21 protein-coding genes, 1 tRNA gene and 3 pseudogenes are annotated in these 22,191 nt (G+C 61.9%); 12 read left to right on the top strand and 13 right to left on the bottom strand.

Annotation, left to right across the window (positions count from 1 at the left end):
• The first annotated feature begins 23 nt into the window (after positions 1-23).
• Positions 24-99, top strand: a tRNA-Ile gene (locus BF95_RS02245).
• Positions 100-355: 256 nt separating this feature from the next.
• Here the strand turns inward: BF95_RS02245 and BF95_RS02240 are convergent.
• The 8 genes from BF95_RS02240 to BF95_RS02210 all read right to left on the bottom strand — a co-directional run bounded on the left by BF95_RS02240 (position 356) and on the right by BF95_RS02210 (position 8,253).
• Positions 356-1,390, bottom strand: a complete 1,035-nt coding sequence (locus BF95_RS02240; RefSeq protein WP_043149019.1) for a hypothetical protein — start codon at positions 1,388-1,390, stop codon at positions 356-358.
• Positions 1,391-1,518: 128 nt separating this feature from the next.
• A complete protein-coding gene (locus BF95_RS02235; protein ID WP_043149018.1) occupies positions 1,519-2,364 on the bottom strand; it encodes an AAA family ATPase in 846 nt (281 codons plus the stop codon).
• 85 nt (positions 2,365-2,449) lie between these two features.
• Entirely contained in the window at positions 2,450-3,130 is a 681-nt protein-coding gene (locus BF95_RS02230) for a DUF6975 family protein (RefSeq protein ID WP_043149017.1), read from the bottom strand.
• Positions 3,131-3,271: 141 nt separating this feature from the next.
• Positions 3,272-5,329, bottom strand: a complete 2,058-nt coding sequence (rpoD, locus tag BF95_RS02225; RefSeq protein ID WP_043149015.1) for an RNA polymerase sigma factor RpoD — start codon at positions 5,327-5,329, stop codon at positions 3,272-3,274.
• A gap of 112 nt (positions 5,330-5,441) precedes the next feature.
• Positions 5,442-7,352 (bottom strand): DNA primase, encoded by a 1,911-nt coding sequence (gene dnaG, locus BF95_RS02220; protein ID WP_043149012.1) that lies wholly within the window; start codon positions 7,350-7,352, stop codon positions 5,442-5,444.
• Between the two features lie 6 nt (positions 7,353-7,358).
• Positions 7,359-7,544: a DUF559 domain-containing protein gene (locus BF95_RS30265; protein ID WP_268747135.1), complete on the bottom strand. Its 186-nt coding sequence runs from the start codon at positions 7,542-7,544 to the stop codon at positions 7,359-7,361.
• 32 nt (positions 7,545-7,576) lie between these two features.
• Positions 7,577-7,714, bottom strand: coding sequence for an endonuclease domain-containing protein (locus tag BF95_RS30260; protein WP_268747134.1), 138 nt, complete (start codon positions 7,712-7,714; stop codon positions 7,577-7,579).
• Between the two features lie 86 nt (positions 7,715-7,800).
• A complete protein-coding gene (locus BF95_RS02210) occupies positions 7,801-8,253 on the bottom strand; it encodes a GatB/YqeY domain-containing protein (RefSeq protein WP_043149009.1) in 453 nt (150 codons plus the stop codon).
• A 160-nt stretch (positions 8,254-8,413) separates the two neighbouring features.
• Between BF95_RS02210 and carA the strand changes: the two genes are divergently transcribed.
• The 7 genes and pseudogenes from carA (at position 8,414) to BF95_RS02185 (ending at position 15,359) form a co-directional block, all read left to right on the top strand.
• Positions 8,414-9,679, top strand: a complete 1,266-nt coding sequence (gene carA / locus BF95_RS02205; protein ID WP_043149008.1) for a glutamine-hydrolyzing carbamoyl-phosphate synthase small subunit — start codon at positions 8,414-8,416, stop codon at positions 9,677-9,679.
• Positions 9,676-10,044 carry a ribonuclease E inhibitor RraB gene (locus BF95_RS02200; RefSeq protein ID WP_043149007.1) on the top strand — a complete coding sequence of 123 codons (369 nt, stop codon included), beginning with the start codon at positions 9,676-9,678 and terminating at the stop codon, positions 10,042-10,044. Before carA ends, BF95_RS02200 begins: the two co-directional genes overlap by 4 nt.
• Positions 10,041-10,424, top strand: a complete 384-nt coding sequence (locus BF95_RS27205) for a hypothetical protein (protein ID WP_152542526.1) — start codon at positions 10,041-10,043, stop codon at positions 10,422-10,424. The genes BF95_RS02200 and BF95_RS27205 overlap by 4 nt, the downstream gene beginning before the upstream one ends.
• Positions 10,405-10,806: a hypothetical protein gene (locus BF95_RS27200; protein ID WP_152542525.1), complete on the top strand. Its 402-nt coding sequence runs from the start codon at positions 10,405-10,407 to the stop codon at positions 10,804-10,806. Before BF95_RS27205 ends, BF95_RS27200 begins: the two co-directional genes overlap by 20 nt.
• Positions 10,806-14,140, top strand: a pseudogene (gene carB, locus BF95_RS02195) (carbamoyl-phosphate synthase large subunit). Before BF95_RS27200 ends, carB begins: the two are co-directional and overlap by 1 nt.
• 79 nt (positions 14,141-14,219) lie before the next feature.
• The gene (gene greA / locus BF95_RS02190; protein WP_043149006.1) at positions 14,220-14,696 is read left to right on the top strand and encodes a transcription elongation factor GreA; all 477 of its coding nucleotides are present in this window, start codon (positions 14,220-14,222) and stop codon (positions 14,694-14,696) included.
• A gap of 25 nt (positions 14,697-14,721) precedes the next feature.
• Positions 14,722-15,359, top strand: a pseudogene (locus BF95_RS02185) (rhomboid family intramembrane serine protease).
• Positions 15,360-15,414: 55 nt separating this feature from the next.
• Here the strand turns inward: BF95_RS02185 and BF95_RS02180 are convergent.
• The 5 genes from BF95_RS02180 to BF95_RS02160 form a co-directional block, all read right to left on the bottom strand.
• Positions 15,415-15,639, bottom strand: a complete 225-nt coding sequence (locus tag BF95_RS02180) for a DUF4170 domain-containing protein (RefSeq protein WP_037473495.1) — start codon at positions 15,637-15,639, stop codon at positions 15,415-15,417.
• A gap of 104 nt (positions 15,640-15,743) precedes the next feature.
• Positions 15,744-16,352 (bottom strand): hypothetical protein, encoded by a 609-nt coding sequence (locus BF95_RS02175; protein ID WP_043149005.1) that lies wholly within the window; start codon positions 16,350-16,352, stop codon positions 15,744-15,746.
• Positions 16,345-16,668 carry a hypothetical protein gene (locus BF95_RS02170; protein WP_043149004.1) on the bottom strand — a complete coding sequence of 108 codons (324 nt, stop codon included), beginning with the start codon at positions 16,666-16,668 and terminating at the stop codon, positions 16,345-16,347. The genes BF95_RS02175 and BF95_RS02170 overlap by 8 nt, the downstream gene beginning before the upstream one ends.
• A complete protein-coding gene (locus BF95_RS02165) occupies positions 16,665-17,048 on the bottom strand; it encodes a phage holin family protein (RefSeq protein WP_152542524.1) in 384 nt (127 codons plus the stop codon). Before BF95_RS02165 ends, BF95_RS02170 begins: the two co-directional genes overlap by 4 nt.
• 78 nt (positions 17,049-17,126) lie before the next feature.
• Positions 17,127-17,714 carry a hypothetical protein gene (locus BF95_RS02160; RefSeq protein WP_043149001.1) on the bottom strand — a complete coding sequence of 196 codons (588 nt, stop codon included), beginning with the start codon at positions 17,712-17,714 and terminating at the stop codon, positions 17,127-17,129.
• Positions 17,715-17,954: 240 nt separating this feature from the next.
• Between BF95_RS02160 and eno the strand changes: the two genes are divergently transcribed.
• The 4 genes and pseudogenes from eno (at position 17,955) to BF95_RS02140 (ending at position 22,190) form a co-directional block, all read left to right on the top strand.
• Positions 17,955-19,229, top strand: coding sequence for a phosphopyruvate hydratase (gene eno / locus BF95_RS02155; RefSeq protein WP_043149084.1), 1,275 nt, complete (start codon positions 17,955-17,957; stop codon positions 19,227-19,229).
• 76 nt (positions 19,230-19,305) lie between these two features.
• Positions 19,306-19,616, top strand: a pseudogene (locus BF95_RS02150) (FtsB family cell division protein).
• A gap of 136 nt (positions 19,617-19,752) precedes the next feature.
• Positions 19,753-20,826, top strand: a complete 1,074-nt coding sequence (gene pdhA, locus BF95_RS02145) for a pyruvate dehydrogenase (acetyl-transferring) E1 component subunit alpha (protein WP_043148999.1) — start codon at positions 19,753-19,755, stop codon at positions 20,824-20,826.
• A complete protein-coding gene (locus tag BF95_RS02140) occupies positions 20,826-22,190 on the top strand; it encodes a pyruvate dehydrogenase complex E1 component subunit beta (protein WP_043148997.1) in 1,365 nt (454 codons plus the stop codon). The genes pdhA and BF95_RS02140 overlap by 1 nt, the downstream gene beginning before the upstream one ends.
• The last annotated feature ends 1 nt before the right edge of the window (position 22,191 follow it).

Genomic DNA, 22,191 nt, shown 5'->3' with positions numbered 1-22,191 from the left:
AATCCACCTTTCATCGACAGGTGGGGCCTGTAGCTCAACGGTTAGAGCTGGCCGCTCATAACGGCTAGGTTGCGGGTTCGATTCCTGCCGGGCCCACCAAATATTTCCAGACCTTGGATTGGTTCGTGAAATATCGGCTTCTGTAGCTCATCGCGCGCATCGGCCACAGGCGTAGAAACTGCTGAAAATCTGATCTCTTCATCGGGTGCGGCTCCGTCGTCTTCGACGCAGCGGAGCATTCGGCAAAGCGTTGTCGAAAGAAAATCGATCGGGTGGCGAGATGCTTTGCCCGATCTGCTGCGGGGCACAACCATCCGCTCGCCCCCACCATCGATAGCGCTCGACGATAACGGGATCAGCGCGCCGGCGTCGCCTGTACGAGCGTAACGTCGCCGGTTGCGGTGTAGGCCGCTGTTGCACTGGCTTTTGCCGTATGGGGGTCTTCGCCGTCGAGAATGGCGGCGACCTGTCGGGCGCTGGGGACGCGATCATAGACGCCATAGAGATCGGTCTGGCCGACCATGTGGATCGACAGCTTATAGCCTGCGCCGCTGTCGGCCGGGTCAAAGGCAAGAACGGTGCCGCTGTCATCGACCGGCACGATGATCGCACCGTCGTCACGGCCCACTTGCTGCAGCATTTCGTAGCTGCCCTGTGCGGTGGCGACGGTGCCGCGCACACATAGGGCGTCCTTGCCTTCGCGGGGCATGCGCACGTCCTGCGGAACGGCTTCACCGCGCTCGGTCGTGCGGGTGAGGCGCGCGTCCTTGTTGGCGGCGACCGGGCAAGCGTCGAACCGGGCGGGGGTGGTGGCGTGCAACGACGTCGGATCATCCAGCGTCATCTGCGCAAGCATGCCGTCCAACCCAGCCAGCACTTCGGCGCGGCGATCAGTGGGGCCAGTGACGCGGATCTTGACGATCCAGCGGCCCGCATGGACGAAACCTGCAGCCGTGGTGAGCGCGCCGTCGGCCGCATCTTCATAGACGGCGCGGATCGCGCCATCCGTGTGCCCTGCCACGGGCGCGCTGGCATAGGCGGTGCGGCGGGTCTTGGGGCCGAAACGCTCCATCACCGCCTTGTCGGTCATATAGGCGGCGAGCGAGGCGTCGGCATAGGTGGGCAGATAGACGTAGAGCGTCGCCTGCACCGCGCCGTCCTGCGAGACATATTGCGCATAATTGTCGACACCGCGGCCGCCGTTCGAGGCTTCACCACTTTTGGTGAGCGACAATGTGGCGATGCTGTGGGGCAGGCTGATCCCCGCGGCAGTCGCGCGGATGCTACTGTCGGTCGGCGTCCAGGCTTCGGGCGCATCTGCGGCCTGCGCGACGAAGGGTGCAGCCAGAGAGAGGACGGCGGCTGCTAGAAAAAGGGGGCGCTTGGGCATTGGCATCCGTCTCCTGATCCAGACCGTCTTGGCGCGGCGTTGAATAGTTACAGGAAGGCTACAGACAATGCGCGCAGGCGCAAGGGGATTCGTGAGGGAATTGAAGAGAGCTGCGTTGAGTTGAGCCCTTACCGACCTTGTCGCCGGGCCATGAAGGCAAGGCGCTCGAACAGCATCACATCCTGCTCATTCTTGAGCAGCGCGCCGTGAAGCGGGGGAATGGCTTTGGTCGGGTCGCTATTCTGCAGGACGTCGAGCGGCATATCTTCGTTCAGCAGGAGTTTGAGCCAGTCGAGCAATTCGCTGGTCGAAGGCTTTTTCTTGAGGCCCGGGACGTCGCGAATCTCGTAGAAAATATCCATCGCCTTGCCGACCAGGATTTTCTGGATGCCGGGGAAATGGACGTCGACGATCGCCTGCATCGTCTGACGATCGGGGAATTTGATATAATGGAAGAAGCAGCGGCGCAGGAAAGCGTCGGGCAGTTCCTTCTCATTATTCGAGGTGATGATGACCACGGGCCGGTCGGCGGCCGCGATCGTCTCGCCAGTTTCATAGACGTGGAAGGCCATGCGATCGAGTTCCTGCAACAGGTCGTTGGGGAATTCGATGTCGGCCTTGTCGATCTCGTCGATCAGCAGCACGGGGAGGGTAGGGGACGTGAAAGCCTCCCACAATTTGCCCTTGCGGATGTAATTAGAGATTTCGTGGACGCGTGGGTCGCCGAGTTGGCCATCGCGCAGGCGGGCGACGGCGTCATACTCATAGAGGCCCTGATGCGCCTTGGTCGTCGATTTGACGTTCCATTCGATCAGCGGTGCGCCGAGCGCGGTCGCGATCTCCTGCGCTAGCACGGTCTTGCCGGTGCCAGGTTCCCCCTTCACCAGCAACGGGCGGCGGAGCAGCACGGCGGCGTTGACGGCGACCTTTAGATCGTCGGTGGCGACATAATCGCTGGTGCCTTCAAAACGCATATGTTCCCGTCCGCTTCGCCTGTGCCTCCGTCTGGACTAGGCAAAGCGGCACGCGGGCGCAAGCCGCGTGGATATTACCTATCGATCAGCCCTGGCGCGTGCGGACGTCGGCGCGGGCGGCAAGCAAGTCCCACAGGCCGCGATGTTGGTTGAGCAACTGCCGCGCGCCGAACTGGATGGCGCGGTCGACACCATCGTCACCGCCGATCGCGCGGGCGACGTCCAGCGTGGTGGCGCGGTCGGGCAGAGTGCAGGCATGGGGCTCGATGCCCGCGCGCAATGCAGCAATGTCGAGCACATGACGCACCGCGCGCCAGTCCAGCACCAGCGCCATCGCCGCACCCATGGCACAGCCGCGCCGGTCGGACTGGGCGAGCATGTCGATCGCATGGCGTTGCTGGCTGACGGCGGTTTCGCAATCGGCCTGGCCAGCGGTGCTGGGCACGGGGCCGGCGGCAACGGTGACCTGGGTAATATAGGCGCGCTCCGCAGCGAAGGCGTCGGCGGCTTCGATCAGCCAGTTGCGCGCGGCATTGTCGGCAGAGCGGGTGGCGGCATGATCGATGACGCCGGGATGGCGGCCATGGAGCAGGCAAAGATAATAAGCGGCGTCCGCCAGATCGCCAAGCGAGAGCAGTGTGTCGCGGACCACACCGGTGCCGGCGCGCAAGGCATAGCTATGGGCTGCGGTGCCATCGGCAGCAACCAATGCCTCCAATATCCGCGCGATATCGCCAAATTGGTAGCGCGGTGCCGCTTCGCTCATGCCGTGATTCCTGTCTTGCCCGATCCGCCGACGGGCTTCGTAACGCAGGTTAAGCAACAGGGGGTAAAGGACCCGTTTACGCCGTCATAAAAAAAGGCGACCCGGAGGCCGCCCTTTATCATATCGCCGGAAAGCGAGGTTTTATTGGTCGAGAAAGCTGCGCATCTTGCGGCTGCGCGAGGGATGTTTGAGCTTGCGCAGCGCTTTCGCCTCGATCTGACGGATGCGTTCGCGGGTCACGCTGAACTGCTGGCCGACTTCCTCCAGCGTATGATCAGTGTTCATGCCGATACCGAAACGCATGCGCAACACGCGCTCTTCGCGGGGCGTCAGGCTGGCGAGGACGCGGGTAACCGTTTCCTTGAGGTTCGCCTGGATCGCGGCATCCACCGGGATGATGGCATTCTTGTCCTCGATGAAATCGCCCAGGTGGCTGTCTTCCTCGTCGCCGATCGGCGTTTCGAGGCTGATCGGCTCCTTGGCGATCTTCATCACCTTGCGGACCTTCTCCAGCGGCATGGAGAGGCGCTCGGCCATCTCCTCCGGGGTCGGTTCGCGGCCCTGCTCATGCAGGAACTGGCGGCTGGTGCGCACCAGCTTGTTGATCGTTTCGATCATATGCACCGGGATGCGAATGGTCCGCGCCTGATCCGCGATCGAGCGGGTGATCGCCTGCCGGATCCACCAGGTCGCATAGGTGCTGAACTTGTAGCCGCGGCGATATTCGAACTTATCGACCGCCTTCATCAGGCCGATATTGCCTTCCTGAATAAGATCCAGGAATTGCAGACCGCGATTGGTGTATTTCTTGGCGATGGAGATGACGAGGCGCAGATTGGCTTCGACCATTTCCTTCTTGGCGATGCGCGCTTCGCGCTCGCCCTTTTGCACCATGTTGACGATGCGGCGGAATTCGCCCAGTGACATGCCGGTCGCCTGCGCGATTTCGCTGACTTCGTTGCGGATGCGTTCGACCGCGCGCGCTTCGGCGGCGGCGAAGGCGGCCCATTTCTTGTCGATGCCGCTGACCCGGTCGAGCCAGGCGTCGTCCAGTTCGAAATTGACGTAGCGGTCGAGGAAATCCTTGCGGCTGACCTTGTGCCGTTCGGCCAGACGCAGCATCTGCCCGCCCAGCGCGGTCAGGCGGCGGTTGTAGGCATAAAGCTGATCGACCAGATATTCGATCTTCTGCTGATGGAACTGGACGCTCTCGACCTGCGCGGTCAGGCTTTCGCGCAGTTCCTGATAATCATCCTCATCCTTCTGGCTCAGCACTTCGCCGGTGCCCATGGCCAGCATGCGCGACGATTGAATGGCCGAAAAGGCACGGAAGATTTCCGTGATGGTCGCGAACTTCTCCAGCGCAATCGGCTTGAGCGTTTCTTCCATCTGCGCAAGGGAGAGGGTGTTGTCCTCCTCCTCTTCCTCTTCGACGCGGCGGGGGCGGCGTTCGGCGCCCTCCTCATCCTCATCGGCGTCGGCGGATTCTTCCTCCGGCTCTTCTTCTTCCTTGAAGCTGGGGCCAGCGGTCTTCTCGCTGATCTCGCCATCATCATCCTCGGCGCCTTCCTCCAGGCTTTCCGGGGCAGGGTCTTTGGAGAGCATGGCGTCGAGATCGAGAATCTCGCGCAGCTGCATTTCGCCATTGTTGAGCGCGGTCGACCATTCGATGATCGCGTTGAAGGTGGTCGGGCTTTCGCACAGACCCAGGATCATGGTGTCGCGGCCGGCCTCGATCCGCTTGGCGATGGCGATTTCGCCCTCACGGCTGAGCAGTTCCACCGCGCCCATTTCGCGCAGATACATGCGCACGGGATCGTCGGTGCGATCGACCGTTTCCTTCTTCTTCTCGGTGACCAGGCGCGGCGAGCCATCGTCATCGTCCGCCGCCTCATTGGCGTCGTCGTTGTCGTCCTCGCGCTGCTGGTCCTCGCCATCCTCGCTGGCTTCTTCATTTTCGACGATGTTGACGCCCATGTCGTTGAGCGCGGACATGACATCCTCGATCTGCTCGGAGGACATCTGGTCCTGCGGCAGGGCGTTGTTCAACTCGTCATAGGTGATGTAGCCACGCTTTTTGGCGCGGGCGAGCAGCTTCTTGACCGAGGCTTCGTTGAGGTCGAGCAGGGGCGCATCGCCACCTTCATCCCCACCATCGCCTGCACCCGCCGCATTCTTGCTGTTCGCCTTGGTCGCCATCTATTCGCCTTAACTCCGCCGCTCCCTCTGGCGGGAGCGATCAATTCCAATGCATCGTCCGCCAAAGGGACGTTCCGTTCAAACCCTGTCGCTCCGCGAAGGAACGACCTGGTCAAACAATGTCTTCGGGCTGCGCCAGTTCCGCCAATCGACGGTCATGGTCGGCCTTGAGCGCCAGCAAGCGCTGTTGCTCAGCGAGATTGTCCTCGCTGACGTCGCTCTTGAACCGCCGTGTCGCTTCCGCCAGCGCCGCCTCAAGCTCCGGTCCCTGCGCCATCACCCGAATGGCCTCCTCCAGATCGCGCGCAAGGCGATCCGGGTCAGCGGTCATCTTGTGAGGGGTGAGTGTGAACGTGTCGGCCCGGAGCATCCCTTTAGCCATATTATACACTTCACCTGGCTCCAATATGGTAAGGAGGCCCTGTGTTTCAACAGTTTCTTTGCGTAGCGACGCACTAATCATCGAATCGGCCAGCCGGGCGAGGATGGGATCGCCGATCGGCAGGCCCGCCAGCGTCTCGCGATGGAGCGCGATCTGGTCGGGATGGCGCAGCAACCCGGCCAGAATTGCGCGCAAAAGCCGCTGTTCCATGCCGCTGGCCCCGATGGCGCGGACCTCATAGCCCGCCGGGCCGATCGGCGCTTTCCAGTTGCCGCGCTTGTCGCGTTGCCAGCGGGCAGCGCTATTGCCGCCGCCACCGCCGGGGCCACGCGCTGTGGGGGTGAAGGCGGGGCGGGCGAAGAAGAGCGCGTCATAACGCTCGCGAAAGGCGTGGGCATAATGGGCGCGGACATCGGGATGCGCGATCGCGTCGGTAATGACGCGGAGCCGCTGCTTGAGCGCGGCCTTCTGTTCGGGCGTGTCGAGCGGGGCGATGGTCTGCTCATGACTCCACAGGCGCTCCACCAGCGGCTGCGCGGCGTCCAGCACGGCGTCCATCGCCGCCGGGCCGCTGGCGCGCAGCAGGTCGTCAGGGTCCTGACCCTGGGGCAGGGTGGCGAAGGCGAGGCTGTGGCCGGGACGCAGCAGCGGCAGAGCGCGGGTGGCGGCGCGGATCGCCGCCTTCTGCCCCGCCGAATCGCCATCGAAACAGAGGATCGGCACCTCCACCATCTTCCACAGCCGTTCGATCTGATGCTCGGTCAGTGCCGTGCCGAGCGGCGCGACGGCATCGCCGAACCCCGCCTGCGCCAGCGCGATCACGTCCATATAGCCTTCGACCACTATCACCCGGCCCGTCTGGCGGCTGGCGGGGGAGGCGCGGTCGATATTGTAGAGGGTGCGGCCCTTGTCGAACAGCGGGGTGTCGGGGGAGTTGAGATATTTAGGCTCGCCCTGACCCAAAATCCGTCCGCCAAAGGCGATCGTCCGCCCGCGAATGTCGCGGATCGGCAGCATGAGGCGACCCCGGAACCGGTCATAGGGATCTCGCTTCTTGGCCCGGTCGCTGACTGGTTCGGCGGCGTCTGGATCGATCAGCAGTCCCGCTTCGACCAGCATCGGATCGCCGAAGTCCTTGAGCGCGGTGCGCAGCCGCCCGCGACTGTCGGGCGAATAGCCAAAGCCGAAGGTGCGGCGGGTGGCGTCGCTGATGCCGCGCTTGCTGAGGTAAGCGCGCGCCTCCGCCCCCTCGATCGCGTCGAGTTGCGCGGCGAAGAAATCCTGCGCGGCGGCCATCGCGTCGTGCAGGCCCTTGGCCGCTTCGGCGCGTTTGGCGGCGCGCGGATCGGGCGCGGGCACATCCATCCCTGCCGCCTGCGCCAGTTCCTTCACCGCCTCCATGAAGGGCAGGCCGCGCTGGTCGGTCATCCAGCGGATCGCATCGCCATGCGCCCCGCAGCCGAAACAATGGTAGAAGCCCTTTTCATCGTTGATCGTGAAACTGGGCGTCTTTTCGTTATGGAACGGACAGCAGGCCTTATACTCGCGCCCGGCCTTCTGCACCTTGATGGTGCGGCCGATGAGCGTGGACAGCGACGTACGCATGCGCAGTTCGTCGAGGAAGGCGGGGGTTAGCGACATGGCGGATTAAAGCCCCTCCCTACTTAGGGAGGGGTTGGGGTGGGTAATCTTCTGCCTTGGCGGCAAGGCATTCGCCCGATCAAGAATGACGCTCAGCACCCCTTCCATATTGTCGCGCACATCCGCATTGGAAAAGCGCAACACCAGATAGCCTTGATGGGCAAGATCGAAATCGCGGTCCCTGTCCTTGATCGGATCGTGCCGATCATCATCGACTTCGACGATCAGCCGATCGATGGGCAGAGGAAGTCGCAGATATAAGGCTCTATCACTGCCTGGCGTCGAAATTTGAAGCCGCCCAGTTGGGAAGCGCGCAGGGCGCTCCAAAGGCGGCGTTCATAGTCGGTGGGTTCGCGGCGCATGTCGCGTGCATATTGGCCTAGTCTGGCATTGATGCGTAGCGCCATCACCCACCCCAACCCCTCCCTTGAAAGGAGGGGCTTTCAAGTCAGCCCAAGGCCGCCTTCACCATGCCGCTGGCCTTGCTCATGTCGATCACGCTGCCGTGGCGTTCCTTCAGCACGGCCATGACCTTGCCCATATCCTTCAAGCTCGCGGCCCCCACTTCCGCCTTGATCGCGTCGATCGCGGCTTTGGTCTCGTCCTCGCTCAATTGCGTCGGCAGGAAGCTTTCGATGACGTCCAGTTCCACCTGTTCCTTGGCCGCTAGCTCCTCGCGACCGCCGCTGGTGAACATCTCGATCGATTCGCGGCGCTGCTTGACCATCTTCTGCAGCACTTCGACCACGGTGGCGTCATCGTCGGGCACGGTCGATGCGGTGCGCAGTTCGATGTCGCGGTCCTTGAGCTTGGCCAGGATGAGGCGCACGGCGGCGAGGCGTTCCTTGTCGCCTGCTTTCATGGCGGTGATCTGGGCGCTCTTTATCTGCTCGCGAATCATGGCGCAGCGAATCCTCGTGTCTTTGCGGAAAGGGACAGATATAGAGCGAAAAGAGATTTTTAACAGACGTTGACCCCAAGCGCACACAGGCATAGGTGACCGGCCGTTTAACCCGCAGCAGACGGGTTCCAAAGCCAACGCAAAAAAGGACGCTGATCTCATGGCTGACGCCAAGACCCTTACCGTGCCCAAAGGAGCGACCGGGGTCGTGGTTTTCGCCGATGGCAGCGCCGTGTTCGGGCGCGGTTTCGGCGCGGTCGGCGATGCGGTGGGCGAACTCTGCTTCAACACCGCGATCACCGGTTATCAGGAGATCATGACCGACCCCAGCTATGCGGGGCAGGTCATCACCTTCACCTTCCCCCATATCGGCAATGTCGGCACCAATCTGGACGATGTCGAGGCGGCGCACCCCTATGCGCTGGGCTGCGTGGTGCGCGAGGATGTGACCGCGCCGTCCAACTTCCGCAACGTCATGCCGTTCGACCAGTGGATGGCCGATAATGGCCGCATCGGCCTCGCCGGGGTCGATACCCGCGCGCTGACCCGTATGATCCGCGAAAAGGGCGCGCCCAATGTCGTGATCGCGCATGACCCTGATGGCGCATTTGACCTCGCTGCGCTGGCGGCGAAGGCGGCGGCCTGGCCAGGGCTGGAGGGCATGGACCTCGCCATCGAAGTCACGGGCCAGGAAACGCGGCTGTGGAAGGATGGCGGCTGGACGCTGGGCAAAGGCTATGCGCTGGACGCGACCGAGCAGGTCGAGACGGTGGCGGCGGGCTATCCCGCAGCGGGCGAAAATGGCGAGGCGCTGCGTCTGGTTGAGGCGGAGCACCCGACCACCACGCCGCGCCCGCATGTCGTGGCGATCGATTATGGCGCGAAGAATAATATCTTCCGTAATCTTGTGCAGGCCGGCGCGCGCGTGACCGTGTTGCCCGCGACCGCGACCTTCGAGCAGATCATGGACCTCTCGCCCGATGGCGTGTTCCTCTCCAACGGGCCGGGCGATCCGGCGGCGACCGGCAGCTATGCCGTGCCGGTGATCGCCGCGCTGCTGGCGCGCGACGTGCCGATCTTCGGCATCTGCCTTGGCCATCAACTGCTGGGGCTGGCGGTGGGGGCCAAGACGATCAAGATGCATCAGGGGCATCGCGGCGCGAACCATCCGGTCAAGCGGCTGAGCGATGGCCTCGTTGAAATCACGTCGATGAACCATGGCTTTGCGGTCGATGCAGAGACGCTGCCCGCCAATGTCCGCACGACCCATGTGTCGCTGTTCGATGGCAGCAATTGCGGTATCGAACTGACCGACAAGAACGCCTTTTCGGTGCAATATCACCCCGAAGCCTCGCCGGGGCCGCAGGACAGCTTTTATCTGTTCCAGCGGTTCGTCGATGGCCTGAAAAAGCCGGTGGCGGCATGAGCATCAAGCTGCCCCCCGTCGATGAAGCCCGCCTCGCCGCCGAGTGGGAAGCAGACAAGGACGTTCTCGCCAACCTCGCCGCCAATGGCGACAAGGCGATGATCCCGCGCGCCGTGGACGTCAGCTTCAAAGGCAGCGAAAAGGATTTCGACCGTGTCCTGACGATCGCCAGCCAGTTCGGCATGGTCGAACTGGACCGCGAAGAGGGGGATGACGGCGAACTCTACCTGTTCCTGGAATGTGAGCAGGCGGTGGACGAAGCATCGATCCGCGCGCTGACCAAGACATGCCTGCAGATCGAGATATTATGCGGTGTGGAATATGACGGCTGGGGCTGTGAGGCGCGGACGGGGGCGGTGCATTGAGCGGGGACGCGATATTTCCTCTGCTGTCGGAGATATATGCTGCCTGCATCGTAGAATATGCCAAGCAGCAAGAGGGCGGCATCTTAAAAGGCGCTGGGTATTCAGTAATTAAGTATTCTAGGGATTTCTTTAATCTTCCTCATTCTGACGCTGTAATAAAATCTTCGTTCAGTATTTTGGAAAAGCTAGGTTGTTTAAATAAATATAGCCATGATAAAATACAGACGTATTATTTAGTAGATAGTAATAAGTTTTTCTCATCGATGAAGATGGGCGCTTTCAGTGTCCGAATGTATCATATTGCCGGTGCAGTGGATGACGATGTAAAATTTCAATTTCTAGAATCGTACGCAGATCTCGGTGCCGACTTTTTTATATGAAGCAGTAGAATCTCACGACAAAGATTTTACCGCGATCAGTGAATTAGATGGCGAGTTGGCAATGGAAGATACGCATCTTGACGAAGTCAGCGATGTGCCCGTCGATAGCGCTGCCTGGACCGGGCGTAAAGTTGTTCCTATCGACCATGATAGTCTTCTTGAGATGCTACGTGAGGTAGAAGGGCGGCTTGACCAATTGCCTTTACCTAACAGCGAGAAAGCGTCGGTTCGGGCACATGTCATGGCGGCCAAAATGCTTGCTGACTCACCTGATCCTCCAGACACAATTATCTGGGAACTAATAAGCCGAGCTAACCAAATTTGCGGTGTTGCCTCGTTGTTTGTTTCGATTTTAGCACTCTTTTCAGCGGCAGGACACTAATGCCTAAACGCACAGACATCTCCTCCATCCTCATCATCGGCGCTGGCCCGATCATCATCGGTCAGGCGTGCGAGTTCGATTATTCGGGCACGCAGGCGGTGAAGGCGCTCAAGGAAGAGGGCTATCGCATCATCCTGGTCAATTCCAACCCGGCCACGATCATGACCGACCCGGAATTTGCCGACGCGACCTATGTCGAGCCGATCACGCCCGAAATCGTGGCGAAGATCATCGAGAAGGAGCGGCCGGATGCGGTGTTGCCGACGATGGGCGGGCAGACGGCGCTGAACACGGCGCTGGCGCTGTTCAACGACGGCACGCTGGAGAAGTACGGCGTCCAGATGATCGGCGCGGATGCCGAGGCGATCGACAAGGCCGAGGACAGAATCAAGTTCCGCGACGCGATGGACAAGATCGGGCTGGAATCGGCGCGCTCGCGCATTGCCCATACGATGGAAGAGGCGCTGGAAGGGCTGGAGTTTACAGGGCTTCCCTCGATTATCCGGCCAAGCTTCACCATGGGCGGCACGGGCGGGGGCATCGCCTATAATCGCGACGAGTTCATGACCATTGTGCGCGGCGGGCTGGATGCGTCGCCGACGACCGAAGTGCTGATCGAGGAGTCGCTGCTCGGTTGGAAAGAATACGAGATGGAGGTCGTGCGGGACCGCAACGACAATTGCATCATCATCTGTTCGATCGAGAATGTGGACCCGATGGGCGTCCATACTGGCGACAGCATCACCGTCGCGCCGGCGCTGACGCTGACCGACAAGGAATATCAGATCATGCGCAACGCATCCATTGCGGTGCTGCGTGAAATCGGCGTGGAAACAGGCGGTTCCAACGTACAGTTCGCGGTCAATCCCAAGGATGGCCGCCTGGTCGTCATCGAGATGAACCCGCGCGTGTCGCGCTCGTCGGCGCTGGCATCGAAGGCGACGGGCTTCCCGATCGCCAAGGTCGCGGCGAAGCTGGCGGTGGGCTATACGCTCGACGAGATCGAGAATGATATTACCGGGGCGACCCCGGCCTCGTTCGAACCGACGATCGACTATGTCGTGACCAAGATCCCGCGCTTCGCGTTCGAGAAGTTCAAGGGCGCCGAACCGCTGCTCGGCACCGCGATGAAGTCGGTCGGCGAAGTAATGGCGATCGGCCGTAACATCCATGAATCGATGCAGAAGGCGCTGCGCGGGCTGGAAACCGGGCTGTGCGGCTTCAACGATGTCGATCATCTGGCGGGCGCGCCCAAGGACGACATCGTCGCGGCCCTGGCGCAGCGACGCCCGACCGGTTGCTGGTCGCGGCGCAGGCATTGCGTGAAGGCCTGACCGTCGCGGAAATCCACAATATCGCCAAATTCGATCCCTGGTTCCTGGAGCGGATCAAGGAGATCATCGAGGCGGAGGCGCAGGTTTTGGAGAACGGCCTGCCGCGTGATGCCGATGCTATGCGGCACCTCAAATCCATGGGCTTTTCCGACAAGCGGCTTGCCTATCTCGCGCTCAAATCCGCCAATCTGCGCGGCATGGAGCGGGGCATTGCGCGCGGGTCGGGCCTGATCCACGACGCGATCAAGGCGATGACGGGCGGCGTGACCGAAGCGGAGGTGCGCAAGCTGCGCCACAAGCTCGGCGTGCGCCCGGTGTTCAAGCGGATCGACACCTGCGCCGCCGAGTTCGAGGCCAAAACGCCCTATATGTATTCGACCTATGAAGCGCCGATCTTTGGCGAGGCGGAGAATGAATCCGCGCCGACCGATCGCGAAAAGGTCGTGATCCTGGGCGGCGGGCCGAACCGGATCGGGCAGGGTATCGAGTTCGACTATTGCTGCGTCCATGCCTGCTTCGCGCTGTCGGAAGCGGGCTATGAAACGATCATGGTCAACTGCAACCCGGAAACGGTGTCGACCGACTATGACACGTCGGACCGGCTTTATTTCGAGCCACTGACCGCCGAGGATGTGCTGGAAATCCTGGCCATCGAAATGACCAACGGGACGCTCAAGGGCGTGATCGTGCAGTTTGGCGGGCAGACGCCGCTCAAGTTGGCGCAGGCGCTGGAGGATGCGGGCATCCCGATCCTGGGCACCTCGCCCGATGCCATCGACCTGGCCGAAGATCGCGAGCGGTTCGCCGCACTGATCGACAAGCTCAAGCTGCGCCAGCCCGCCAACGGCATCGCGCGCAGCCGGGAGGAGGCGATCGCGGTCGCCAACCGCATCGGCTATCCGGTGCTGATGCGGCCAAGCTATGTGCTGGGCGGCCGGGCGATGGAGATTGTCGACGGGCAGGCGCAACTGGAGGAATATATCACCACCGCCGTTCAGGTGTCGGGCGAATCACCGGTGCTGATCGACCAATATCTGCGCGATGCGATCGAGGTCGATGTCGATGCGCTGTGCGATGGTGAGGATGTCGTGGTCGCGGGCGTATTGCAGCATATCGAGGAGGCGGGGGTCCATTCGGGCGACAGCGCCTGCTCGCTGCCGCCCTACAGCCTGTCCGACGAGATTATCACGGAGATCGAGCGGCAGACCGAGGTATTGGCCCATGCGCTGTCGGTGCGCGGCCTCATGAACATCCAGTTCGCGGTGAAGGAAGGCATGGTCTATCTGATCGAGGTCAACCCGCGCGCCAGCCGCACGGTGCCCTTCGTCGCCAAGGCGATCGGCACCCCGATCGCCAAGATCGCTGCGCGCGTGATGGCGGGGGAGATGATCCGCGACCTGCCCAAGATCGACCGCAATGCGATCGACCATGTGGCGGTCAAGGAAGCGGTGTTCCCGTTCGGTCGCTTCCCCGGCGTTGATCCCGTCCTGTCGCCGGAAATGAAGAGCACCGGCGAAGTCATGGGAATCGATAGCAATTTCGCGACCGCCTTCGCCAAGGCGCAGATCGGGGCGGGGACTGTCTTGCCCACCAGCGGCACAGTCTTCATCTCGCTCAAGGATAGCGACAAGCCCGTGATCCTGCCCGCCGCGCGCAAGCTGGCCGATATGGGCTTCACGCTCATCGCGACCGGCGGCACCGCCGATTATCTGGCGGACCATGGCATCGCGGTGGAAAAGGTGAACAAGGTCGCCGAGGGGCGTCCGCATATCGTGGACAAGATCACCGATGGCGACGTGCAACTGATCTTCAACACGACCGAGGGCTGGCAGTCCTTGAAGGACAGCAAGGCGATCCGCACCAGCGCGCTGCGCGGTAAGGTCGCCAGCTTCACCACGGCCGCCGCCAGCGTTGCTGCAGCCGATGCGATCGAGGCTTTACGGGGGCATCCCCTTGAAGTGCGCTCGCTCCAGTCCTATTATCCCCTGTCGCACGCCTGATCCCCTGCACAAGGAAGCATGCTGCGGGCGGCCCGCTGTTCGGGCCGCCAAAGGGAAGTTTTGACGAAGGATTTGCATAATGGCGACCGTTGAGAAGATGCCGATGCTGCAGATGGGCTATGACAAGCTCAATACGCAGCTGCGCGAACTCAAGGCCGAACGGCCCCTGATCGTGGACGCCATCGAGGAAGCGCGCGCCCATGGCGACCTTTCCGAGAATGCGGAATATCATGCCGCCAAGGAACGGCAGGGCCAGGTAGAGGCCACGATCAACGATCTGGAAGACAAGCTGTCGCGCGCGCAGATCATCGATCCCGCGACGCTGTCAGGCAATAAGATCGTGTTCGGCGCAACCGTGACTTTGCTTGAAGAAGATGACAAGCCGGTGAAATATCAGATCGTCGGCCAGGCCGAGGCGGATGCCAAGGCGGGCATGATCTCGTACAACAGCCCGCTGGGTCGTGCCCTGATTGGGCGCACGGTCGGCGAGGATGTTGAGGTTTCGGTGCCGTCGGGCGACAAATTCTACTCGGTCGAAAAAATCGAGTTCATCTGATCCCGTGAAATTGCCTGCTGGCCCCATGACGAACGGGATCGCGGCGATCAGCTTCGCCGTGTTCCTGATCCTGTATCTGACGGGGAATATCGACAATGCAGCGGTCTTGGGCGGGTTCATCCCCGCGCGGGTCGGTGATCCAGAACTGCTCGCTGGGCTGGCGGCGGTGCCTGGTGGCTGACGCCGCTCACCTGCACGCTGATCCACGCCGGGTGGCTGCATGTTGGATTCAACCTGCTGATGCTCGTCTTTTGCGGGCGGCATGTCGAACATGTGCTGGGGAAGGGGCCGACGCTGCTGCTTTATGGCGTGGGCGCTTATGCGGCCTGCGGAGCGCAGTGGCTGGTCGATCCAGGCTCGACCGGCCCGATGGTCGGGGCGAGCGGGGCCATTTCAGCGGTCGTGGCGACCTACGCCTTGCTCTACAGCCAGCAACAGGTGCGCCGGATCGGGCCGTTTTCGGCCAATATCGTGCGTCTCGCCTGGCTGGCTGGCGGCTGGATCGCGCTCCAGTTGATGATTGGCTTTGCCACCGCCGGCGGCATGGGCGATCTGGGGCAGATTGCGGTTGCCGCGCATATTGGGGGATTTCTCGCCGGGCTGGCGCTGACCCGGCCATTGCTGCGATGGCGCTTCCGCAAGCGGCCAAGCGCGGTCAACTGATTGCCAAAAAAATAGCCGTCCCCCGGGCTCGCCAGGAAACGGCTATGGTCGTTGCTTAATCTGCCTTGGGCAATTCGGGTTCGAGCAGGCGGTGAAGATGCACGATCACATAGCGCATTTCAGCGTCATCCACCGTCCGCTGCGCCGCGCCACGCCAGGCCTTTTCGGCCGAGGCATAATCAGGAAATACGCCGACCAGGTCGACTTTGCTGAGGTCTTGAAATTCGAGCGTCTGCGGATCGGTTACGCGACCGCCCAGCACCAGATGCATTTTGCTCATGGCGTTCTATTATCTCCCTTGGATGGGCGGCGACCCTAGCAGCGCCGCACGTCCCATCCAAGGGGGACTAAAGCCTTGTTGGCATGCTTTTACTGCGTGCGCGATTAGCTTTTGGGCAACCGCGCCTTGACGGCATCGCCCAACGCTTCGATGCGATGCGCAACAAGCGATGTCACGTCGTCGGCCAGCTTCGATGCCTTGGCTGACAGATCGGCCGATGCGAGATTGTCGCGCGCATGCGCGGCGGCGTCGGTAGCGCTGTGCAGCGCATGCGAGGCAGCGTCGCCAGCGTTATGCAGTGCATGGGCGGCATTGGTCTTGACGGTTTCAGCGCCTTCGGCAGCCGCCACGCGGGCCGCGACGGCCGCTTCGGCAACGCGCGATCCGGCGGTGACGGCGAGGCCCGGCAGCGCTTTCATCATCGCGCGGCTCTTGGGGAACATCCACGCGACGACGGCACCGACGGCGATTGCGCCAGCGACGGCGGCGACGGGATGGTCCTGCACGATCTGGTTGGCGCGGGTTGCAACGCGCTGCGTCTTGTCGCGGGCATCGCCATAGGCCATGCCAGCTTTGTCGCGACCGGTCTGGACCAATTCGCCCGCGCCTTCGCGCGCCTTGGCAGTGGTTTCGCGGATACGGCCCGTGGCCGTCGTGGCAGCGTCATTCGCTGCATCACGGGCACGATTAACTTGGGCACGAACGTCAGCCATGGTCATTCTCCGGCATATCTGTTGGGGTGTTCCTTATGCGAACGTATAAACGTTCGAAAAGTGCCGCGATCGGCCGCCGTGCGAGAAAAAGCGCGAAGGCCGCAGCGGCCGCGCCAACAGCGACCGGGCGTTGATGGGCCTTGGCCGCGCCCTGGGCCACGGCACCCAACACGGTGCCAGTCGCCTTGTCCTTCACATCCTGCACCAAACGGGCCGGCGCGATCCGGGCCTTGGCCTCGGTAGCGCTCGACATCATCTGTGCCCGGGCCAGCGTGGCGCGCGCACAGGCTTCGCGATAGGCCAGTTCCTGTGTCATGGCGTGATCGCCTTCTTCATGCGGGTAATGCAGCCCTTCGCCAGCAGCAGCAGCGCGATCGTTACGACCAGCCCGCCGCCCGTGACGATCAGCGTCGCCCATAGCGGTTCGATATGGCGGGACAAAGCAATGATCAGACCCACCAGCAATGATACGATGCTGGCAAAAGCCAACATCAACGCCACCAACCCAAGCACGGCTGCGTTGCGGACACCGATGCCGACAAGGCTCAGGCGCAGTTTTTGTCGATCGGCTTCGGCGGCGGCATAGGCGCGGCCATCCGCATAGAGGCGGGAGAAGACATCGCGCACACTTTCGGTGCGCGTGCCCTCTTCACCGCTGTTTAGTTCCGGTTGTTCGGCGTTCGGCGTTACCGCCATATCCGCTGGCTCTTGTGTCAATAGATCCTCCGCCCCGGAACCGGAGCCTTTAGTGTCAGTGACGGGAAAGCCAGACCGTCAGGCCTTATCGTCAGACCCTTTGGCAAGGCGCATCAACACGAAGCCGACCACGGCCGCCGCACCGATTGCGACCGCCGGGCTTTTCCGCACGAAATCCCGTGCTTCGGCCATCAACGCATCGACATCCTTGCTGTCGAGGCTGTTTGCGGCACCGGCCACCTGTTCGGCGGCTTGGCGTGCATAATCGCCATATTGCGGGCCGAGTTTCGCGTCCACTGTGCCCGCCGTGTCGGCGATCAGCTTGGACAGGTTTTGCATGGCCGTGCCGGTCTTGTCCTTCGCAATGCCTGCGGCGGACTTGGCGGTCTTGCCGGCCTGTTCCTTGATCGGGTCGATATGGGCTTTCCAATCGACCGCATTCAATTTCTCGGCAGCGGCTTTGGCGGCCTTTTCTGCCTGTTCCTTGATCGGTGCGATTTGGTCGGACAGGCTCTTGGCAGCAGTTTCGGCTGCAGCGGCCTTTTCGGTCGCCGCCGTTTTGAGCGGTTCGGCCTTCACGGCAATCGCCGCCATGGTGTCGTCCACTGGCTTGACCTTGGCTGGACGTCCGCGCTTTGCAGGCTGGGTTTCCGGGGTGTCGACCATCGTCCTCAATCTCCCTCTTGATGCAGCATGGTGCGCCGCACGAGGCGGCAGGTTGTTATATTCCTAATGCTCCGCAGCGGCTTACAGTTCCGTTGCCGTTACATTTTCGAGCATCGGCATTTTTACGATCCTTGCAACCCTGCATTGCCAAGCATCGGGGCGCTGGCTAAGCGGAGCGCGGACAAACAGGGACGGGCAGCCACCATGGTCGCCAGCCCATCGCCAGTGCAGGGAGCGATCATGACCGCCATTCTCGACATTCACGCCCGCCAGATCCTCGACAGCCGGGGCAACCCCACCATCGAAGTCGACGTCATGCTGGAAGATGGCAGCTTCGGCCGCGCCGCCGTCCCGTCGGGCGCATCGACCGGTGCCTATGAAGCGGTGGAAAAGCGCGACGGCGACAAGAGCCGCTATATGGGCAAGGGCGTGCTGAAGGCGGTCGATACCGTCAATGACGAAATCGCCGGAGAGCTGATCGGTTTCGACGCCGAGGACCAGGGTGAAGTCGATGCCGCGATGATCGCGCTCGACGGAACCGACAATAAATCGAACCTGGGTGCCAACGCCATCTTGGGCGTCAGCCTGGCGGTGGCGAAGGCTGCGGCGGACGCGCGCGGTTTGCCGCTCTATCGCTATGTCGGTGGCGTGTCCGCGCATGTACTGCCAGTGCCGATGATGAACATCATCAACGGTGGCGAACATGCCGACAACCCGATCGATTTCCAGGAATTCATGATCATGCCGGTCGGTGCCGAAAGCATCGCCGACGCCGTGCGGATCGGGTCGGAAATCTTTCACACGCTCAAGAAGGGCCTGTACGACAAGGGGCTGGCGACATCGGTCGGCGACGAAGGCGGGTTTGCGCCCAACATCGCCTCGACCCGCGATGCGCTCGACTTCATCATGTTGTCGGTCGAAAAGGCGGGCTACAAGCCGGGCGACGACGTCATGCTGGCGCTCGATTGCGCCGCGACGGAATTCTTCAAGAACGGCAAGTACGAGATTTCGGGCGAAGGCCTGTCGCTCAGCCCCGTCGAAATGGCCGACTATCTCGCCGCCCTGTGCGCCGACTATCCGATCAAGTCGATCGAGGACGGCATGGGCGAGGATGATTTCGAAGGCTGGAAGGCGCTGACCGACAAGATTGGCGGATCGGTGCAGCTGGTCGGCGATGATCTGTTCGTCACCAATCCCAAGCGCCTGTCGATGGGCATCGACATGGGGCTGGCCAACTCGCTGCTGGTCAAGGTCAACCAGATCGGCACGCTGACGGAAACGCTGGCGGCAGTCGATATGGCGCACCGCGCGCGCTACACCGCCGTCATGTCGCACCGGTCGGGCGAGACCGAGGATGCGACGATCGCGGACCTCGCCGTCGCCACCAACTGTGGCCAGATCAAGACCGGATCGCTCGCGCGTTCCGATCGGCTCGCCAAATATAACCAGCTCATCCGCATCGAGGAAGAACTGGGCGATGTCGCCGTCTATGCCGGACGCTCCATCTTCCGCTGATCGGCTTTCCTTCGGTTGGCCGCAAGTTCGATAAAATTCGCTTGCGGCCGACCTTTTCTTGTGATTCTTGTGGGCTATGGCGCACATCGCGAAGCTTCGTCTTCTTTTATTTTCGGCCTTGGCCCTGCGATTGCGCTGCTGCTGCTGCTGTCCTTCGCGGGCTATGTCGTCGTGGGCTCGAACGGCATCCTTGCCTGGGGCGACTATTCGCGGCAGCTCGGCGCGGCGAAGGCGGAGCTCAAGCGTGTGCAGGATGCCCGGGCGGACCTGCGCAACCGGGTCGATCTGCTGAACCCACGCCGGGTCGATCCCGACCTGTCCGATGAGTTGATCCGTCGCCAACTCGGCGTCATCCATCATGATGAAGTGATCGTGCCGCTCAACTGAGCCTTTGCCACGACCAATATTAGCGCGAGGTTATAGCTGCTGCCCGGATTCCGTTGGGTCCGCCGTTGCAATATATGCAACTCTATCGCTATATCAGGCTTCCTTCCATCCTACCCCACGCAAGAGGATAAGAGCCTTGGCGAAACCAACGACGCCGCGCCCGACCCGCGCAGAGGCCGAGGCGAAAAGCCCGGTCGGCGCGGACCATAACCGGCCTCGCCCCGACACTCCGACCGATTATAAACCCAGCAAGGAAGAATTGCTGGAATTCTACCGGCAGATGGTCCTCATCCGCCGCTTTGAAGAGAAAGCGGGCCAATTGTACGGCCTGGGTCTCATCGGCGGCTTTTGTCACCTCTATATCGGGCAGGAAGCGGTTGCCGTCGGCATTCAGTCGGCCCTCGTGCCCGGCAAGGACAGCGTGATCACCGGCTATCGCGACCATGGCCATATGCTGGCCTATGGCATCGATCCCAACGTCATCATGGCCGAACTGACCGGCCGTGGCGCTGGCATTTCGCGCGGCAAGGGCGGTTCGATGCATATGTTCAGCGTCGAACATAAATTCTTCGGCGGCCACGGCATCGTCGGCGCGCAGGTGTCGCTCGGCGCGGGCCTGGGCTTTGCGCATAAATATAATGGTGATGGCGGTGTGTGCGTCGCCTATTTCGGTGATGGCGCGGCCAACCAGGGCCAGGTCTATGAATCGTTCAACATGGCCGAATTGTGGAAGCTGCCGATCATCTTCGTGATCGAAAATAATCAATATGCCATGGGCACCAGCGTCAACCGCTCTTCGGCGGAAGATCAGCTTTATCGCCGGGGCGAAAGTTTCCGCATTCCCGGCATCCAGGTCAACGGCATGGACGTGCTGGCCGTGCGCGGCGCGACCGAGGAAGCATTGAAGTGGGTGCAGGGCGGCAATGGCCCGATCCTGCTGGAAATGAAAACCTACCGCTATCGCGGCCACTCCATGTCCGATCCGGCGAAATATCGCTCGCGCGAAGAGGTGCAGGCGATGCGCGACAAGTCCGACCCGATCGAAGGTGCCAAGGCCTATCTTGCCGAACATGGCGTGGGCGAGGACGAACTCAAGAAGATCGACCAGGACATCCGCAAAATCGTCAGTGAAGCGGCCGATTTCGCAGAATCTTCGCCTGAGCCGGATATGGCCGAACTCTATACCGACGTGCTGGTGGAGCAATATTAATGGGTATCGAAATCAAGATGCCGGCACTCTCGCCGACGATGGAAGAGGGTACGCTGGCCAAATGGTTGGTGAAGGAAGGCGACGAGGTCAAATCCGGTGACATTTTGGCCGAGATTGAAACCGACAAGGCGACGATGGAATTCGAAGCCGTCGACGAAGGCAAGATCGGCCAGATCATGATTGCCGAAGGCACTGAGGGCGTAAAGGTCGGCACCGTCATCGCGACGATGGCGGGGGAAGAGGGCGAGGACGCCACGCCCGCGCCCAAGGCGGCAGCGCCCGCCAAGGCCGAAGCGCCCAAGGCACCCGAAAGCGGGACCGCCAAGTTGGCGTCGGAAGCCAAGGCAACCGTCGCCGACCCGGACCTGCCCGAAGGCACCGAGTTCGTCAAAACCACGGTTCGCGAAGCGCTGCGCGACGCGATGGCCGAAGAAATGCGCGCCGACGAGCGCGTGTTTGTGATCGGGGAAGAAGTCGCCGAATATCAGGGCGCCTACAAAGTCACCCAGGGTCTGCTCGATGAATTTGGCGGCAAGCGCGTCATCGACACGCCGATCACCGAATATGGCTTTGCCGGCATCGGTACGGGCGCGGCCATGGGCGGCCTGCGTCCGATCGTCGAGTTCATGACGTTCAACTTCGCCATGCAGGCGATCGACCACATCATCAACTCCGCTGCCAAGACCAACTATATGTCCGGTGGCCAGATGCGTTGCCCGATCGTGTTCCGTGGCCCCAACGGCGCGGCCAGCCGCGTCGGCGCGCAGCATAGCCAGAATTATGGTCCCTGGTATGCTGCCGTCCCCGGTCTGATCGTCATCGCACCCTATGATGCGGCCGATGCGAAGGGATTGCTCAAGGCGGCGATCCGCAGCCAGGATCCGGTCGTGTTCCTCGAAAACGAACTGCTCTACGGCCGCAGCTTCGACGTGCCCAAGGTTGATGACTATGTCTTGCCGATCGGCAAGGCGCGGATCATGCGGCCGGGCAAGGATGTGACGCTCGTGAGCTATTCGATCGGCGTCGGCCTCGCGCTCGACGCGGCCGAAACGCTGGCAGGCGAGGGCATTGATGCGGAGGTCATCGACCTGCGCACGCTGCGCCCGCTCGACACGGCAACGGTTCTGGAAAGCCTCAAGAAGACCAACCGCATCGTCGTGGTCGAAGAGGGCTGGCCGACCTGCTCGATCGCGTCGGAAATCGCCGCGGTCGTGATGGAAAAGGGCTTCGACGATCTCGATGCCCCGGTGCTGCGCGTCACCAACGAAGACGTGCCACTCCCCTATGCTGCGAACCTCGAAAAGGCAGCCCTTATCGACGCCGCCCGCGTGGTCGAAGCGGCGAAGAAGGTCTGCTATCGCTGAA

The organism is Sphingobium sp. Ant17 (assembly GCF_000588875.1).
In the GTDB taxonomy this organism is placed as follows: domain Bacteria; phylum Pseudomonadota; class Alphaproteobacteria; order Sphingomonadales; family Sphingomonadaceae; genus Sphingobium.
The sequence above is the reverse complement of the archived record's forward strand: the minus strand, read 5'-3'. Positions and strand labels throughout refer to the sequence as shown.

What these genes read in the sequence shown, in the direction of transcription:
- BF95_RS02180 (WP_037473495.1), bottom strand. Translation starts at nt 15,639, where the DNA reads ATGAGCAAAATGCATCTGGTGCTGGGCGGTCGCGTAACCGATCCGCAG.
- dnaG (WP_043149012.1), bottom strand. Translation starts at nt 7,352, where the DNA reads ATGTCGCTAACCCCCGCCTTCCTCGACGAACTGCGCATGCGTACGTCG.
- BF95_RS30260 (WP_268747134.1), bottom strand. Translation starts at nt 7,714, where the DNA reads ATGCGCCGCGAACCCACCGACTATGAACGCCGCCTTTGGAGCGCCCTG.
- rpoD (WP_043149015.1), bottom strand. Translation starts at nt 5,329, where the DNA reads ATGGCGACCAAGGCGAACAGCAAGAATGCGGCGGGTGCAGGCGATGGT.
- eno (WP_043149084.1), top strand. Translation starts at nt 17,955, where the DNA reads ATGACCGCCATTCTCGACATTCACGCCCGCCAGATCCTCGACAGCCGG.
- BF95_RS02160 (WP_043149001.1), bottom strand. Translation starts at nt 17,714, where the DNA reads ATGGTCGACACCCCGGAAACCCAGCCTGCAAAGCGCGGACGTCCAGCC.
- BF95_RS02240 (WP_043149019.1), bottom strand. Translation starts at nt 1,390, where the DNA reads ATGCCCAAGCGCCCCCTTTTTCTAGCAGCCGCCGTCCTCTCTCTGGCT.
- greA (WP_043149006.1), top strand. Translation starts at nt 14,220, where the DNA reads ATGGCGACCGTTGAGAAGATGCCGATGCTGCAGATGGGCTATGACAAG.
- carA (WP_043149008.1), top strand. Translation starts at nt 8,414, where the DNA reads ATGGCTGACGCCAAGACCCTTACCGTGCCCAAAGGAGCGACCGGGGTC.
- BF95_RS02140 (WP_043148997.1), top strand. Translation starts at nt 20,826, where the DNA reads ATGGGTATCGAAATCAAGATGCCGGCACTCTCGCCGACGATGGAAGAG.
- BF95_RS02230 (WP_043149017.1), bottom strand. Translation starts at nt 3,130, where the DNA reads ATGAGCGAAGCGGCACCGCGCTACCAATTTGGCGATATCGCGCGGATA.
- BF95_RS02170 (WP_043149004.1), bottom strand. Translation starts at nt 16,668, where the DNA reads ATGACACAGGAACTGGCCTATCGCGAAGCCTGTGCGCGCGCCACGCTG.
- BF95_RS02235 (WP_043149018.1), bottom strand. Translation starts at nt 2,364, where the DNA reads ATGCGTTTTGAAGGCACCAGCGATTATGTCGCCACCGACGATCTAAAG.
- BF95_RS02210 (WP_043149009.1), bottom strand. Translation starts at nt 8,253, where the DNA reads ATGATTCGCGAGCAGATAAAGAGCGCCCAGATCACCGCCATGAAAGCA.
- BF95_RS02175 (WP_043149005.1), bottom strand. Translation starts at nt 16,352, where the DNA reads ATGGCTGACGTTCGTGCCCAAGTTAATCGTGCCCGTGATGCAGCGAAT.
- BF95_RS02165 (WP_152542524.1), bottom strand. Translation starts at nt 17,048, where the DNA reads ATGGCGGTAACGCCGAACGCCGAACAACCGGAACTAAACAGCGGTGAA.
- BF95_RS02200 (WP_043149007.1), top strand. Translation starts at nt 9,676, where the DNA reads ATGAGCATCAAGCTGCCCCCCGTCGATGAAGCCCGCCTCGCCGCCGAG.